Genomic DNA, 15,671 nt, shown 5'->3' on the forward strand with positions numbered 1-15,671 from the left:
GAGCGCCCGTAGCTCAGCTGGATAGAGTACCTGGCTACGAACCAGGTGGTCAGAGGTTCGAATCCTCTCGGGCGCACCATATTTCAAGCAGTACCAAAAGTTTATGAGCGCCCGTAGCTCAGCTGGATAGAGTACCTGGCTACGAACCAGGTGGTCAGAGGTTCGAATCCTCTCGGGCGCACCATACAGACAGCCTCGACTTCGGTCGGGGCTGTTTTTTTATGGGCGACATTTAACTCTTTGGTGCGGATCCGTGTTCGCGTTATAGCGGCTGGATGGCTATCCAGTCTGTTCTTGTCCTTATTTCTTCCCCTTTCTGTGATTGCGCACAGTTCTTCTGATCGTTGCCCCGCCTCACCACCCTTTGCCTAATCTATAGGCGCTTTGTATGCCTGCTGTTGCAACGGCAGATGCCGCGCAGCTCATCACTCAGGGTTTGGCTATCAACTCCTGCAAAGCCTGCTGAGGCGCTCTGCGGGCAATAAAAAAGGATGCCGCAGCATCCTTTTGTGTTGAGATATTTACTCAGCTTTTCAGCCATTTGCGAATGCGGTTGGCATCGCCGATAGGGGTGCGTTTGCCCACCGAGTTGAGCAGCACGATAGCGAGCTCGCGGCTGTCCGGTTTGGCGCGCATCACCAGACAGCGCCCCGCTTCGTCAGTGAAGCCGGTCTTGGAGAGGCGTACGTCCCAATCCGGATTTTTCACCAGCGGGTTGGTGTTGTTGAACATCAGGCTGTAGGCGGGGGCGCTGAAGCGCATCTCCCGGTTCTCATCCTGAGTGAACTGACGGATCAGCGGCTGACGATAGGCGGCGGCGGCCAGCTTGCCGAGATCCTGGGCGGTGGAGACGTTGCGGGTGGAGAGGCCGGTGGAGTCGTAGAAGTGGGTATTACGCATACCCAGCTGTCTAGCCTTGTTGTTCATGGCTCGCACGAAGGCGCTGCGACCGCCCGGATAGTGACGCGCCAGTGCCGAGGCCATCCGGTTTTCGGAGGACATCAATGCCAGATGCAGGGCGTCGCGGCGGGTCACCTTGGTGCCCATGCGGATGCGGGAGTGAGTGTGTTTGACCCGATCCAGATCGTTCTTGTCGACCGTGATGGTCTGGTTGAGATTCTGTTTGGCATCCAGCACCACCAGCGCTGTCATCAGCTTGGTGAGGGAGGCGATAGGACGCACCTTGGTGGCATTCTTCTGGTAGAGCGTCTTGCCCGTTTTTACATCCACGACCAGGGCGCTGCTCGAGCGTACTTCCAGTTTGGCAGGGTTGGGTGCCGCGCTGACCGCAGGCAATCCCAGCATTCCCATCAACCCGACAACCAGCGCTGCTGCGCGAATCCGACACCACATACAACCGACTCCATTCCCATCCAAAAAAAGGCGCTAGATTCACTCATTTTTACCCCGGCTTTACAAGGGCCGAGCGGGACTATTTCTGCTATTTGCGCAAAATTGGCGATCAAAAAAGCCCTCTGGCGAGGGCTTTCGGGTCGGGCGTTGGGCGAGGGGTCAATCCCGCGGCTGCGCGGCCCTGCGTTTGCTGATCCAGCGCCAGACCAGCGCCACCATGCCACCCACCAGCAGGGCCACCGGCAGATAGATGATGATGTTGAAGAACTGGGTCTGGTATTCGGCGGCCAGCTTGGTGTGGCTCAGGTAGTAGCCAAACCCGACCAGCGGGCAGATCCACATGATGGAGCTGATCAGATTGACGATGAGGAAGCGCCCCTGCGGCAGTTCGGTGGCACCCACGATATAGGGGTAGGCGGTGCGCACGAAGGCGATATAGCGCGCGGTGATCAGGGTGATGATCCCGTACTTGTCCAGCAGGTGGTAGACCTTCTGCTGGTGTCGCTCTTCCACGTGGGACATCAGCCGATGGTAGAGCTGGGTGTGGCCGAGAAAGCGCCCCTGCATGTAACCGAGCCAGGTACCGACAAAGGTGGCCATGATCAACAGCGGGATCACCCCGAGAGACAATACATCCTGATAGATGAGTACGCCGGTGAGGATCAGCAGGCTGTCACCGGGCAGAAAGGCGGTAGGGATGAATCCGTTTTCCAGTACCAGAAACGTCAGAATCACACCACAGATCATGAAGGCCATCTTGGGATCGGAAAGTGTGTTCAGATCGTGATTCATAAAGGCGTGAGCCAGTTGGTAAAACTGCTCCATACTTGCAAACTCCGCAGGTTAGCTGGGTTGATCGGTCAAGGGCATGGCGAGCACCTTGTCGATGCGCAGGCCATCCATGTCAACAATTTCCAGTTGCCACTGTTCCAGTGTCACCAGGTCTCCGGTTTGTGGAACACGACCAAGGAGCAGCATGATAAGCCCTCCGAGGGTGTGATAGTGATGTTTTTCTTCTTCTGGCAGACGAACCAGCTCCAGACAGTCCTTCAACTCCGGCAGCGGGATCAGGCCATCGAGCAGCCAGCTGCCGTCGGCGCGCCGGAATGCCCAGTTGTCCTCGCCATCCTCCTGCTGGAAATCCCCCGCCAGCGCCTCCAGCAGATCCTGCTGGGTGACCAGTCCCTGCAACTCGCCATATTCGTCCACCACCAGCGCCATCTGTTCGCTGTGGGTGCGGAAGTGGTTGAGCAGCTCGACGCCGTTGAGGGTCTCGGGCAGCAAGCTGCCCTCCTGGGTCAGGGCTGCCAGATCGATGGGCTCCCCCTTGATATAGGCGTGCAGCACCTTGCTGACATTGATGATACCCACCAATTCTGACAGGTTGCCGTCGCAGACCGGAAAATAGCTGTGGCGATACTCCACCAGCCGCTGCAGGTTGGTCTCCAGCGGCAGTGCCAGATCCAGATAGCGGATATCGCTGCGCGGCACCATCAGGGAGGAGAGGCTGCGCTCGTCGAGACGGAAGACGTTGCGCAGCATGGTGTGTTCATGATCCTCGATCACCCCGGCTTCCGATCCTTCCACCAGCATGGCGTGGATCTCCTCCTCGGTAACGTTGGCGCTGCCGTTCTGGTTGACCCGCAGTAGCCGCAGGCTGGCATTGGTAGAGGCCGACAGCAGCCAGACGAAGGGGCGTGTCAGGGTGGCGAGCCAGTGCATGGGGCGGGCCACCAGACAGGCGATGCGTTCGGCATTGAGCTGGCCGAGCCGCTTGGGCACCAGCTCCCCCACCACAATGGAGAGATAAGTAACCACCACCACCACTATGATGGTGGCGATCAGGCCACTACTCTTGGCCGGGAGCCCCCACTCCTGCAACCAGAGGGAGAAGGGCTGGGCCAGCAGGGATTCCCCGTAGATACCGTTGAGCAGACCTATGCTGGTGATGCCGATTTGGACGGCAGAGAGAAAATGGGTCGGGTCTTCGCCCAGTTTGAGGGCAATGGCGGCGGAGCGGTTGCCTTCAGAGGCAAGCTTGCCGAGGCGAGCCTTGCGTGCGGTGACGATGGCGATTTCTGACATGGCGAAGACGCCATTAAGCAAAATCAATCCCAGCAGGATCAATATTTCCATACAGCAACAGCACTCCTTGAGTGGATAAGATCGCTGGCAGTGTAATGAATTTGGCGGCGATGCGCTTGTGAAAGCGGGTGATCCGGCTCGCTAATTTGATGACAGCGCTCTGGGATGGCTGAAAAAGATGGCCGGAAAAGGGAGGGGCGACCCCGTCAAACGGCGTAATGGGCGAGGCAGCATTGCAGGAGGGAAAAGGGCGGGAAGTCCCGCCCTTGCTTGTCATGGTTCAGACAACCGTTATCAGAACTGTTGGAACCAGCGCTGGATCTGGGCCGGATCCTTGCTCTGGGTCAGGGAGAGCATCAGCAGCACCCGCGCTTTCTGCGGGTTGAGAGTGCCGGAGGCCACGAAGCCGTACTTGGCATCATCGATCTCGGCATCCAGGGTGGTGGCGCCGGTCGGTACGCGGGCGGAGCGCACGACACGGATACCGTCCTTGCTCGCCTTGGCCAGGGTATCGAACAGGGTGTGGTAGAGGTTGCCGTTGCCCACCCCGGCGCTGACGATGCCGTCGAACTTGGCATCCACCATCGCCTTGGCTGGCAAGTCGGTGGCGTTGGCGTAGCTGTAGACGATGCCCACTTGCGGCAGCTTGTCGAGCTTGCTCACGTCAAACGGCGTCTTGCTGGTGTGCAGACGGGCCGGGCTGCGCTGATAGTCGATCTTGCCGTTGTGGATGTAACCCAGCGGGCCAAAGTTGGGGGAAGCGAAGGTCTGCACGCCTGTGGTGTTGGTCTTGGTGACGTCGCGGGCATCCAGCACTGTGTCGTTCATCGCCACCATCACGCCACGGCCCTTGGAGGCGGGGTCGGAGGCGGTCACTACGGCGTTGTAGAGGTTGAGCGGGCCATCGGCACTCATGGCGGTGGAGGGGCGCATGGCGCCGACCAGCACCACCGGCTTGTCGCTCTTGACGGTCAGATTGAGGAAGTAGGCGGTCTCTTCCATGGTGTCGGTGCCGTGGGTAATGACGATGCCATCCACGTCATCCTTGGCCAGCAGCTCGTTGACCCGCTTGGCCAGCTTGAGCCACACCTCGTCGTTCATGTCCTGGGAGCCGATCTTGACCACCTGCTCACCCTGCACATCGGCCACGTTCTTCATCTCGGGCACGGCGGCGATCAGGGTTTCGATGGCCACCTTGCCAGCCTCGTAGTTGGACTGGGTAGCCGACTGGCCTGCCCCGGCAATGGTGCCGCCGGTTGCCAGAATATGGACGTTGGGCAGCGCCATGGCCATGGGGGAGAGGGTCAGGCCGACGACGGCGGCGAGCAGGGTCTTGCGGATCGGTAGGGTCATGCTGCAAATCCTTATGGTTGGAATAATCGCAGCAAGTTTGCCCGTTTAATAACCCCGGTCTGTGATAAAACTCACCAAAAGACAGGTGAGTACAGATTTTTAACCTGTTTTATACCTCTATGGAGATAATTTAACTCGCAGAGAAACCCTTGGCTTCGATCAGGGCGATCAGCTCGGCCTTGCTCAGCTCGCTCTCGATGACGGCCTTGCAGCTGGTGAAATCGACGGTTGCGGTGGTGACCGCAGGCTGGGCCAGCAGCGCTTTTTGCAGACTGGCGGCGCAGCCACCACAGGACATGCCGGACACGGTGAGTTCGATGGTCATGGAATATCTCCTCTGTTGATGGGCGCCAGCCTAAAGCTGCCGCCTCCGGCAAGGTCAAGCCGTCAGTACATAAGACCCAGATAGTTCATCAGGATGGCTCCCTGCCGGTGTATGGGAGCCAAGGTTCGTGGTGGCGATGAGGTTGGCAGTTTCCTCGGGCAGGGTCAGTACATAAGACCGAGGTAATTCATCAGAGTTGCCCCGAGGCTGGTAGTGACCAGCGAACCGAGGGTGGTGGTGGCGATGATGTTCGCTGCCAGCACGCTGTCGCCCCCCATGGCACGGGTCATCACATAGCTGGCGGCGGCAGTCGGGGTAGCGCTGATGAGGAACAGAATACCCAGCTCCAGATGGCTGAAGCCGAGCAGGGCAGCCCCAAGAGTGAACGCAGCCGGAATGAGACAGAGCCGCATGATGCTTGCCCAGCCCGCAATGGCTGCACCACCACGCAGAGCATCCAGGCTGAGGGAGGCGCCGGTGCAGAGCAGCGCCAGCGGTAACGTCATGTTGGCGAAGTAGCTGCCGGTGGTGAGCAGCAGTTGCGGCATCTTGATACCGAGCAGGGTAAAGGGGAGCGCCGCCACAATGGCGATGATCAACGGATTCTTGATGATGCCGAGCAGGATGGGGCGAATGCCGGTGGCGCCACCGAGACTGCGGGTGAGGGTGATCACCGCGAGAATGTTGTAGAGCACGGTCACCGCGCCGACATAGAAGGCCGCCGCCCCCAATCCCTCGTGGCCGTAAGCGTTCTGCACATAGGCGAGCCCGATAATGGCGCTGTTGCCGCGAAAGCTCCCCTGCACGAAGATGCCGCGCAGCCGCTGCTCCCCGATAAAACGCCCGGCCAGCAGCTCCAGCACCAGATAGCTGATAACGGTGGCGAGCAGGCCATAGCCGATAAACCAGAGGCTCGGCATGGTGGCGAAGTTGGTACCGAGAATACTGAGAAAGAGCAGAGCGGGCAGGGTGACCTGAAACACCAGTCGCGAGGCGGATTCGGTAAAGGGATCCGGCAGCAGCCCCAACCGCTTGAGCAAGATGCCGAGCAGCAGCACCACGCAGATGGGGCCTGTGATGGAGAGGGAGAAGAGCAGACTGGCCAGCAGATCCATGATGGGCATCCTGTGCTGTGCCCACACACCCTGACGGCGGGGCAAAAAGGGCATTCTAACGCCATGGGCTTGTATTCACAGGGGTTAATCACAACAATGTGGGCAATTCCACCGCCTAGCCTCCTGTGAGCCAATTCATGGACAAGAAACTGACCATCCTCGATATCGCCAGACTGAGCGGCGTCGGCAAGTCGACCGTCTCCCGGGTGCTCAATCAGGATCCCAAGGTGAAGCAGGAGACCCGCGAGCGGGTGGAGCAGGTCATCGCCGAACATGGCTTCGTGCCGAGCAAGTCGGCGCGGGCCATGCGCAGCCAGAGCCAGCAGGTGGTGGGGATCATCGTCTCGCGGCTCGACTCCAGCTCGGAGAATCAGGCGGTGCGCGGCATGCTGGAGACCCTCTACCAGCGCGGCTACGATGCCGTGCTGATGGAGAGCAAGTTCTCCCCCGCCAAGGTACAAGAGCATCTGGCGGTGCTGGAGCGGCGCGGGGTGGATGGCATTATCCTGTTCGCCTTCAATAACTTGGACTATGCCGCTATGGCGCCGCTGAAAGAGAAGCTGGTGCTGGTCGCTCGTGAATATCCCGGTTTCTCCTCGGTCTGCTTCGACGACGCCGGTGCGGTGCGCACCATGCTGGCGCAGCTGGCAAGCCGTGGCGCCCGCGATATCGCCTATCTGGGGGTGGATGCCTCGGATCTCACCACCGGCCAACGCCGCCTCGACGCCTATCTCGCTTACTGCGCAGAGCAGGGTTTGCGCCCGCGTAGCGCCCTCGGCGATCTCAGCCTGCAGAGCGGCTACCGGCTGGCGGCCGAGCTGCTTACCCCCTTCACCCAGGCGCTGGTCTGCGCCAGCGACACCCTCGCCATCGGTGCGGCAAAATACCTGCAAGAACAGGGGCGTAGCGAGGTGCTGGTGACCGGCCTTGGCAACAACCCCATGCTCAGCTTCCTCTTCCCCAACGCCCTTAGTCTCGATCTGGGCTACAAGGGGGCGGGGGAGCAGGCAGCGCGTCAGCTGCTCGGCCAGATTGAGCAGGAGCAACTCCCGCAGGTGACAATCGCCCCCTGTCGAACCCTGTGAGCCCCATCACTTCCGACTGAACAAAAAGTATGCTTTTTGTGACGCTGGCCACGAATTGGGAACGTTCCCATTTCGATCTGGCCAGATTGTCGGCATGCTAAATGGGAACGATACCAAAAACGCTCCGGCCGACAGACTGGCTCAAAAGGGCGATACAGACCACTATTCAATGGCGTCACAGAGGGAAGACCCATGTCCAAGATCAACGCACAGCAGCTTGCCACCCTGATCGACAAGATCGGCGGCAAGGAGAACATCGCCACCGTCAGCCACTGCCTGACCCGGTTGCGCTTCGTCCTGAACGATCCGGCCAAGGCCGACAGCAAGGCCATCGAGACCATTCCGGCGGTGAAGGGAAGCTTCACCCAGGGCGGTCAGTTCCAGGTGGTGATCGGCAACGAGGTAGAGCAGTGGTACAAGGCGCTGACCGAGCAGCTCGGCGTCAGCGGCGGCAGCAAGGAGACCGCCAAGCAGGCGGCCCGCCAGAACATGAACCCGCTGGAGCGGGGCATTTCCCATCTGGCGGAGATCTTCGTTCCGCTGCTGCCCGCCATCATCACCGGCGGTCTGATCCTGGGCTTTCGCAACGTCATCGGCGACATCAAGATGTTCGACGATGGTACTCACACCCTCACCGAGATCAGCCAGTTCTGGGCTCAGGTACACGCCTTCCTCTGGCTGCTGGGCGAGGCGATTTTCCACTTCCTGCCGGTCGGTGTCTGCTGGTCTGCAGTGAAGAAGATGGGCGGCTCCGAGATCCTGGGTATCGTGCTGGGGGTGACGCTGGTGTCACCGCAGTTGATGAACGCCTACGGCATTGGTCAGCAGACTCCCGAGGTGTGGGACTTCGGCCTGTTTGTGATCCAGAAGGTGGGTTATCAGGCCCAGGTCATTCCGGCGCTGCTGGCGGGTGTCTTCCTGGCCTGGGTTGAGACCAACCTCAAGCGGATCATTCCGGCCTATCTCTATCTGGTGATTGTGCCGTTTGTCTCGCTGTTGCTGGCAGTGATCGTGGCCCACGCCTTTATCGGCCCGTTCGGTCGCTGGATTGGTGATGGCGTCGGTTTCGCTGCCAAGGCTGCCATGACCGGCTCCTTTGCTCCCATCGGCGCTGCCTTGTTCGGTTTCCTCTACGCACCGCTGGTTATTACCGGCATTCACCACACCACCAACGCGGTGGATCTGCAATTGATGCAGAGCATGGGCGGCACCCCGATTTGGCCGTTGATCGCGCTCTCCAACATTGCGCAGGCGTCTGCGGTCGTCGGCATCATTTTGATTAGCCGCAAGGAGAACGAACGGGAGATCTCGGTACCTGCCGCCATCTCCGCCTACCTCGGGGTGACCGAACCGGCCATGTACGGTATCAACCTCAAGTACAAGTTCCCCATGTTGTGCGCCATGGTGGGGTCCAGCCTTGCCGCCCTCATCTGCGGTTTCGCCGGGGTGATGGCCAACGGCATCGGGGTAGGCGGCCTGCCCGGCATCCTCTCCATCCAGCCGCAATACTGGGCGGTGTTTGCCATCGCCATGCTGGTCGCCATCGTGGTGCCGGTGGTGCTGACCTTGCTGGTCTACAAGCGCCAGCAAGCCGCTGGCAAGTTGACCCAAGCCAGCGCCTGACACTGATTATCAGGGCGACCCGTGGGTCGCCCTCTCCATTTTCTATTCGAGACAAGAGAAAGACCCATGAGCCAAACACCCTGGTGGCAGAGTGCCGTGATTTACCAGATTTACCCCAAGAGCTTTCAGGATTCCGCTGCCCGTGGCACCGGCGACCTCAAGGGGATCATGGCCCGCCTCGACTATCTCAAGACCTTGGGCGTCGATGCCCTCTGGCTGACCCCTGTCTACGTCTCCCCGCAGGTGGACAACGGCTACGACATCGCCGACTACTACGCCATCGATCCCGCCTACGGCACCATGGATGATTTCGAGGCGCTGCTGGCCGCCGCCCACGCGCGCGATATCCGCATCGTGATGGATATCGTGGTGAACCACACCTCCACCGAGCACGCCTGGTTCAAGTCGGCTCTGGGGGATAAATACAGCCCCTACCGCGACTACTACATCTGGCGCGATCCGGTGGATGGCTGTGTGCCGAACAACTGGCAATCCAAGTTTGGTGGCAGCGCCTGGGAGCTGGATGCAGCCACCGGCCAGTACTACCTGCACCTGTTTGCCCGCGAGCAGGCGGATCTCAACTGGGAAAATCCTGCAGTGCGCGCCGAGGTGAAAAACATCATCCACTTCTGGGCGAAGAAGGGGGTGGATGGTTTCCGTCTCGACGTCATCAACCTTATCTCCAAGGATCAGGCGTTCCCGAACGACGAGATTGGCGATGGCCGCCGCTTCTATACCGACGGGCCGCGCATCCACGAATTCCTGCAGGACGTGAGCCGCGACGTGTTTGCTCCTGTCGGCGCCATGACGGTGGGGGAGATGTCCTCTACTTCGCTGGAGCACTGCCAGCGCTATGGCGCCCTCGATGGCTCCGAGCTCTCCATGGTGTTCAACTTCCACCATCTGAAGGTGGATTACCCCAACGGCGACAAGTGGACCAAGGCGCCGTTCGATTTCCTCGAACTCAAACGCATCTTCAACCACTGGCAGAGCGGCATGCATGGCAAGGGGTGGTCGGCGCTGTTCTGGTGCAACCACGATCAGCCGCGCATCGTCTCCCGCTTCGGTGACGAGGGCGAACATAGGGTGGTTGCCGCCAAGATGCTGGCCAGCACCTTGCACGGCTTGCAGGGCACCCCCTACATCTATCAGGGGGAGGAGATCGGCATGACCAACCCCGGCTATCAGCGCATCGATGACTATCAGGATGTGGAGAGCCGTAATATCTTCGCCATCAAGCAGGCGGAAGGGATGAGCGAGAGCGAGATCCTCGCGATTCTGGGAGCCAAGTCCCGCGACAACTCCCGCACCCCGATGCAGTGGAGCGCTGCGGCCAATGCAGGTTTCACCCAAGGAACGCCCTGGCTCAAGCCTGCCGCCAACTATTCCGAGATCAATGCCGAGGCGGCGCTGGCCGACCAGAACTCGGTGTTCTGGCACTATCGGGATCTCATCGCCCTTCGCAAGGCGCACCCCATCTTCACTCAGGGGGATTATCAGGAGCTGCTGACCGGGCACCCGCAGATCTGGGCCTATGCCCGCCGCGCCAACGGTCAGACCCTACTGGTGGTGAGCAACTTCTACGGCGAGCCGGTGGAGTTTGCCTTGCCTGCCGAGCTGCAAAGCGGGCAAGGTCGGCTGCTGCTCGGCAACTACCCGGATAGCCCGGCCCAGCCGCAATCGGGTATGCTGCGCCCTTATGAATCCCTGATCTGGCTGATGGAGTAGGTAATGGAGAAGGTGGTGCGCGGTGCCGAGTGGCAGAAGATGGTGGCGGGGGAGCCTTATGATGCGGGCGATCCCGAGCTGAAAGCGGCGCGCGAGCGCTGCCGCAGGCTCTATCACACCTTCAACACCAGCTGGCAGGAGAAACCGGCGCGGGATGCTTTGCTTCACGAGCTGCTCGGTAGCCGCGGCCAGGAGTGTGCCATCAATCCGCCGTTCTTTTGCGACTATGGCGCCAATATCTTCGTCGGCGAGAACTTCTACGCCAACGTGGGCTGCACCATCCTCGACGTCTGCGAGGTGCACATCGGCGACAACGTGCTGCTGGCGCCCGGGGTGCAGATCTACACCGCCGCTCACCCGGTGGCGGTGGCGCCACGTATCAAGGGTGTCGAATTCGGCAAGCCGGTGCGGATCGGTCACAACGTCTGGATCGGCGGCAGCACTGTTATCTGCCCAGGCGTCACCATTGGTGACAACAGCGTCATCGGCGCCGGTTCGGTGGTGATCAAAGATGTGCCCGCCAACGTGGTGGCGGCTGGCAACCCTTGCAAGGTGCTTCGGGCGATGACGGCACAGGAGCTTGAAGGCGTCATCCAGCGGTGAACAGGAGCCATGAATGCTATTGCTATCTGATTGATAGAAAAGCGACTTTCAGATTGTTTTGCATTCAGTGCTTATGTTCGGGGCCGCTTGGCCGATACTGTTGAGTGCAGGAGGAACCCTATGGATATATCAAGTTCTGCAAATGCGTCGTTTGGTTCTGCTCTGATGACGGCCAGTCTGGCCAAGAAACAGCAGACCCAAGAGGGCGAAGCTGCGCTGAAGCTGCTGCAAAACGCAGCGCAATCAGCGCCGGTTGCACCGACATCGGCCAGCGCTTCCCTGGGAAGCAAGATCGATATTCGCGTCTGACCCTAATGAAAAAGCCCCCATCTCGCGATGGGGGCTTTTTTATCTCTGCGATTTGCGGGATCAGACCGGGAAAGGAGCCGGCGCCTCGAAGGTCATCCGTTCCCCGCTGCGGGGGTGGCTGATGGTCAGCATGGCCGCATGCAGGTAGAGATGGGGGGCAGCCGCCAGCGCATCCGGATGGGCGTAGAGGTTGTCACCCAGGATCGGGTGCCCCAGCTCCAGCATATGGACGCGCAACTGGTGCGAGCGACCTGTGATGGGAGTCAGCTTGATCAGGCTGTTGCCGTTCTCCACTTTCAGTTTTTCCCACAGGGTCAGAGCGTGGCGCCCCTCCTCGTGGTCTACCTTCTGTTTCGGGCGGTTGGGCCAGTCGACGCAGAGCGGCAGATCTACCTGACCCGACTCTGCTTCCGGCTCACCCCACACCCAGGCGAGATAGTGCTTCTCGGTCTCCCGCTCGCGAAATTGCCGGCTCAGCTCCCGATGAGAGTTGGGATTGAGGGGAATGACAATGACGCCAGTGGTGGACATGTCGAGGCGATGAGCTGCTGCCGCCTTGGGGTGCTGTTGTTTCACCCGATGCAGGACGCTGTCTTCATTCTCGGGGCCGCGTCCGGGGACGCTTAGCAGGCCAGTGGGCTTGTTGACCACCATGATGTCCTTGTCCTTGAACAGGATATCGAGCCAGGGTTCCAGAGGCGGTGAGTATTCAAACATAAATGTCTCGCATCAGAAGGTGGGGGCAAGCCCCCATCAGTTATGGGTAACCATGACAAAGCGGCCTTGGGTATCCAGTCTGAGCTGGGTCTGGCCGCTGTCGGTCGGTACCTTGTCAGTTATGGGTGACCACGATAAAGCGGATGGCATCCAGCTTGAGTTGGGTCTGATCGATCAGGTGGTGCAATTCTGCCTGCAGATTGCGCAGATAATCCAGTTCGCTGTCGCGCACGTTCGGGTTGACCGCCTTGAGCGCTTCCAGACGATCCAGATCCTGCTGCAGGGTCTGCGCCATCTGGGTGCGGGCCTTGTCGACAATCCCGGCTTTCAGCTCTTCGGCAATGGCCTGGCCCTTGCCAATCAGACCGTGAATCACCGGTTGGGATGCAGTCACCAGCTTGCTGCCGAGGTGGCGATTGACCGGAGTCAGCTGACGGTTGAAGGCATCGAACGCCACTTTCTCACCCAGATTCTGGCCGTTCTTGTCCATCAGCAGACGGATCGGCGTCGGCGGCATGAAGCGGTAGAGCTGGGGATGGGCCGCAGACTCGGCAACGAAGATCAGCTCAAGCAGGATGGAGCCGATGGGCAGCGCCTTGTTCTTGAGCAGTGCGACCGAGGTGGCTCCGATCTCGGAGCCCAGGATCAGGTCGATACCGCCGCGCATCATGGGGTGATCCCAGGAGAGCAGCGCCATGTCATCCCGCGACAGGGCTGTGTTGCGATCGAAGGTGATGGTCATGCCGTCTTGCGGCAAGCCCGGGAAGCTGGAGACCAGCATGTGATCCCCGGGGGTCAGCACCAGCGCGTTCTCGCCACGGTCATCCTGATTGACGCCGATCTCGTCGAACATCTTGAGAGCGAAGGAGATCATGCCGGTGTCGTCATCTTCAGCGGCCAGCTTGTCGACCAGCTGCTGGGCGGCGGCGCCACCGCTGGAGTGGATCTCCAGCAGGCGATCGCGGCCCTGCTCCAGTCGGGCCTTGAGCGGCTCGTGCAGTTCGCGGGTCTTGATCAGCAGGGCGTCGAGGGTCGCCTGATCGCCGGTGTTGGCGGCCAGCAGCTCGAACAGCTCGTCACGTACCGCTTCGAATACCGGGCGGGCAGTCGGGCAGGTCTGTTCGAACGCGTCCAGACCATCGTGATACCAGAGCTGCAGGGCGCGCTGGGAGGTGCCCTCCAGATAGGGAACGTGGATCTCGACGGTATTCTGCTGACCGATACGATCCAGTCGACCGATCCGCTGTTCCAGCAGATCCGGGTTGAGCGGCAGATCGAACAGCACCAGATGACTGGCAAACTGGAAGTTGCGACCTTCTGAACCGATCTCGGAGCAGAGCAGCACCTGGGCGCCACCCTCTTGCTGGGCAAAATAGGCGGAGGCCTTGTCCCGCTCGAGGATCGACATCCCTTCGTGGAACACGGCACCACGGATCCCTTCACGGGTACGCAGCGCCTCTTCCAGCGCGATGGCGGTCGCCGCTTCGGAGCAGATCACCAGCACCTTCTGCTGGCGGGCTGAGAGCAGCAGCTCCAGCAACCATTCTACGCGCGGGTCAAACTGGGTCCAGGTGGCGTTGTCGCCTTCAAACTGCTGGAAGATCTTCTCGGGATAGAGGTAGCGCAAGGCGCGGGTCTGCAGATCGCCACCGTTGCCACCCATCATCCCCATCACCTTGATGGCAGTCTTGTACTGCTCCGGCAGCGGCATAGGGTAGACGTTGAGGTGACGCTCGGGGAAGCCCTGAATATTGGCGCGGCTGTTACGGAACAGCACCCGGCCGGTGCCGTGCTGGTCCAGCAGCTTGGCGACCGCCTGCTGGCGGGCGGCGGCATCGCCGAGATCCAGACCGGTCAGTTGATCGGCCAGGATGGCTTTGGCGTTTTCGCTCAGGGTCTCGCCATCCAGCAGCTCTTGTGCGGCGCTGGCGACCTGACCATAGACCTGCTCCTCGGCGAGGAAAGCCTCGTAGTCGTAGAAACGTTCGGGATCGAGCAGGCGCAGACGGGCAAAGTGGCTCTGGTGGCCCAGCTGATCCGGGGTGGCGGTCAGCAGCAGCACGCCCGGCACCTGTTCGGCCAGCGCTTCCACCATCTCATAGGCACGGCTCGGCGCCTCTTCACTCCACTCCAGATGGTGGGCTTCATCGACAACCAGCAGATCCCACTCGGCTTCCAGCACCTGCTCGAAGCGACGACGCTTCTTGCGCAGGAAGTCGAGGCTGCAGATCACCAGCTGTTCGGTCTCGAAGGGGTTTTCCGCATCGGCAAATGCCTCGATGCAGCGCTCCTCATCAAACAGGGAGAAGTGCAGGTTGAAGCGGCGCAGCATTTCGACCAGCCACTGATGCTGGAGCGTTTCGGGCAGCAGAATGAGCACGCGATGGGCGCGGCCGGAGAGCAGCTGCTGATGAATGATCATGCCCGCTTCGATGGTCTTGCCCAGACCCACCTCATCGGCCAGCAGTACGCGCGGAGCGTAGCGGTGACCCACCTCGTGGGCGATATAGAGCTGGTGCGGGATCAGGCTGACCCGGCCACCGGCCAGACCGCGAGTCGGGTTGCGACGACGCTGGTGCTGGTTGACCAGCGCCTCGTAGCGCAGGGTGAAGCGGGACATCCGATCGATCTGACCGGCGAACAGGCGATCCTGCGGCTTGTTGAACTTGATAAAGTTGTTGAGAAACACTTCCTTGAGGGCAACGGGCTCATCATTGTCGGTGCGCACACCTACATATATAAGCAGGCCGTCTTTCTCCTGCACTTCTTCGACCGTCATGGTCCAGTCTTCGTGACTGGTGATCTGATCGCCCACATTGAAGCTGACCCGGGTCACCGGCGCCTCTTCTTTGGCATACATGCGGTTTTCACCGGTAGCCGGAAACAACAGGGTAACCATGCGTCCTTCAACAGCAACGACAGTCCCCAACCCCAGATCCGTCTCTGTATCACTAATCCAACGCTGGCCAAGTGCAAAAGGCATTAAACTCTCCAAAGCCCAAGAGTGTGTGAATCGCAAAGGGGCGCTATGTTACCCGAAGGCGTGACCTCGATCACCATGCATATAGATGTAGAGAGACCAAATCGCCACAACCTTGATCTGCTCCCGCCGCCAGACCATATAAAGGTAGCGATATCGCCAAATGAGTGTGTTATTGCAGGATAAATGCGCTTTTTGGGTGATTAGTGAACGGTTGAGCCAAAAATGCGAATTTAATTCGAAAACCCCCTTGCAAGCGTGATCCAGATCCCTATAATGCGCCACATCGACAGGGCAAGCGGCAACGCAAACAACCTCGTCGATAACCTCGAAAAGCCTTTGAAAATAAGGCTTGACTCGAGAAGGCGGTTGAGTAGAATTCCACTCCCGCAGCA

Annotated in this window: 15 protein-coding genes and 2 tRNA genes; 7 read left to right on the forward strand and 10 right to left on the reverse strand. The window is 60.1% G+C overall.

The window, feature by feature from the left end:
• Window positions 1-2 precede the first annotated feature (2 nt).
• Together OKC40_RS16615 and OKC40_RS16620 are read left to right on the forward strand one after the other, a co-directional pair.
• A tRNA-Arg gene (locus OKC40_RS16615) sits at window positions 3-79 on the forward strand.
• Window positions 80-107: 28 nt separating this feature from the next.
• Window positions 108-184 (forward strand) — tRNA-Arg (locus OKC40_RS16620).
• A gap of 341 nt (window positions 185-525) precedes the next feature.
• On the opposite strand, the gene pbpG is transcribed toward OKC40_RS16620, so the two are convergent.
• The 7 genes from pbpG to OKC40_RS16655 all read right to left on the reverse strand — a co-directional run bounded on the left by pbpG (window position 526) and on the right by OKC40_RS16655 (window position 6,231).
• Window positions 526-1,353, reverse strand: a complete 828-nt coding sequence (pbpG, locus tag OKC40_RS16625; RefSeq protein ID WP_005348750.1) for a D-alanyl-D-alanine endopeptidase — start codon at window positions 1,351-1,353, stop codon at window positions 526-528.
• Between the two features lie 159 nt (window positions 1,354-1,512).
• Window positions 1,513-2,178: a DedA family protein gene (locus tag OKC40_RS16630; RefSeq protein ID WP_005343012.1), complete on the reverse strand. Its 666-nt coding sequence runs from the start codon at window positions 2,176-2,178 to the stop codon at window positions 1,513-1,515.
• A gap of 18 nt (window positions 2,179-2,196) precedes the next feature.
• Window positions 2,197-3,489, reverse strand: coding sequence for a hemolysin family protein (locus OKC40_RS16635; protein ID WP_005336050.1), 1,293 nt, complete (start codon window positions 3,487-3,489; stop codon window positions 2,197-2,199).
• Window positions 3,452-3,715: a hypothetical protein gene (locus tag OKC40_RS16640; protein ID WP_270796035.1), complete on the reverse strand. Its 264-nt coding sequence runs from the start codon at window positions 3,713-3,715 to the stop codon at window positions 3,452-3,454. The genes OKC40_RS16635 and OKC40_RS16640 overlap by 38 nt, the downstream gene beginning before the upstream one ends.
• A 17-nt stretch (window positions 3,716-3,732) precedes the next feature.
• Window positions 3,733-4,791: an L-asparaginase 2 gene (ansB, locus tag OKC40_RS16645; RefSeq protein ID WP_005348754.1), complete on the reverse strand. Its 1,059-nt coding sequence runs from the start codon at window positions 4,789-4,791 to the stop codon at window positions 3,733-3,735.
• Window positions 4,792-4,921: 130 nt separating this feature from the next.
• Window positions 4,922-5,116, reverse strand: coding sequence for a heavy-metal-associated domain-containing protein (locus OKC40_RS16650; protein ID WP_270796037.1), 195 nt, complete (start codon window positions 5,114-5,116; stop codon window positions 4,922-4,924).
• 164 nt (window positions 5,117-5,280) lie between these two features.
• Window positions 5,281-6,231, reverse strand: coding sequence for an AEC family transporter (locus OKC40_RS16655; protein WP_005336047.1), 951 nt, complete (start codon window positions 6,229-6,231; stop codon window positions 5,281-5,283).
• Window positions 6,232-6,368: 137 nt separating this feature from the next.
• Between OKC40_RS16655 and treR the strand changes: the two genes are divergently transcribed.
• The 5 genes from treR to OKC40_RS16680 all read left to right on the forward strand — a co-directional run bounded on the left by treR (window position 6,369) and on the right by OKC40_RS16680 (window position 11,579).
• A complete protein-coding gene (gene treR / locus OKC40_RS16660; RefSeq protein ID WP_270796038.1) occupies window positions 6,369-7,316 on the forward strand; it encodes a trehalose operon repressor TreR in 948 nt (315 codons plus the stop codon).
• A gap of 192 nt (window positions 7,317-7,508) precedes the next feature.
• Entirely contained in the window at window positions 7,509-8,939 is a 1,431-nt protein-coding gene (gene treB / locus OKC40_RS16665) for a PTS trehalose transporter subunit IIBC (RefSeq protein ID WP_005348758.1), read from the forward strand.
• Window positions 8,940-9,005: 66 nt separating this feature from the next.
• Window positions 9,006-10,667: an alpha,alpha-phosphotrehalase gene (gene treC / locus OKC40_RS16670; RefSeq protein WP_270796040.1), complete on the forward strand. Its 1,662-nt coding sequence runs from the start codon at window positions 9,006-9,008 to the stop codon at window positions 10,665-10,667.
• A 3-nt stretch (window positions 10,668-10,670) separates the two neighbouring features.
• The gene (locus tag OKC40_RS16675; RefSeq protein WP_270796041.1) at window positions 10,671-11,270 is read left to right on the forward strand and encodes a sugar O-acetyltransferase; all 600 of its coding nucleotides are present in this window, start codon (window positions 10,671-10,673) and stop codon (window positions 11,268-11,270) included.
• Between the two features lie 120 nt (window positions 11,271-11,390).
• Entirely contained in the window at window positions 11,391-11,579 is a 189-nt protein-coding gene (locus OKC40_RS16680) for a hypothetical protein (protein WP_005336040.1), read from the forward strand.
• A 60-nt stretch (window positions 11,580-11,639) separates the two neighbouring features.
• On the opposite strand, the gene rluA is transcribed toward OKC40_RS16680, so the two are convergent.
• From rluA to OKC40_RS16695, 3 genes are all read right to left on the reverse strand, one after another.
• Window positions 11,640-12,296: a bifunctional tRNA pseudouridine(32) synthase/23S rRNA pseudouridine(746) synthase RluA gene (gene rluA, locus OKC40_RS16685; RefSeq protein WP_042081022.1), complete on the reverse strand. Its 657-nt coding sequence runs from the start codon at window positions 12,294-12,296 to the stop codon at window positions 11,640-11,642.
• A 115-nt stretch (window positions 12,297-12,411) separates the two neighbouring features.
• Window positions 12,412-15,279, reverse strand: a complete 2,868-nt coding sequence (gene rapA, locus OKC40_RS16690) for an RNA polymerase-associated protein RapA (protein WP_270796043.1) — start codon at window positions 15,277-15,279, stop codon at window positions 12,412-12,414.
• A 48-nt stretch (window positions 15,280-15,327) separates the two neighbouring features.
• Window positions 15,328-15,671, reverse strand: a 344-nt coding sequence (locus OKC40_RS16695; RefSeq protein WP_270796046.1) for a hypothetical protein, incomplete at its 5' end; no start/stop codon positions are given.

Origin of the sequence: Aeromonas sp. QDB11 (genome assembly GCF_027705265.1) — a bacterium.
Lineage (GTDB): Bacteria > Pseudomonadota > Gammaproteobacteria > Enterobacterales > Aeromonadaceae > Aeromonas > Aeromonas allosaccharophila.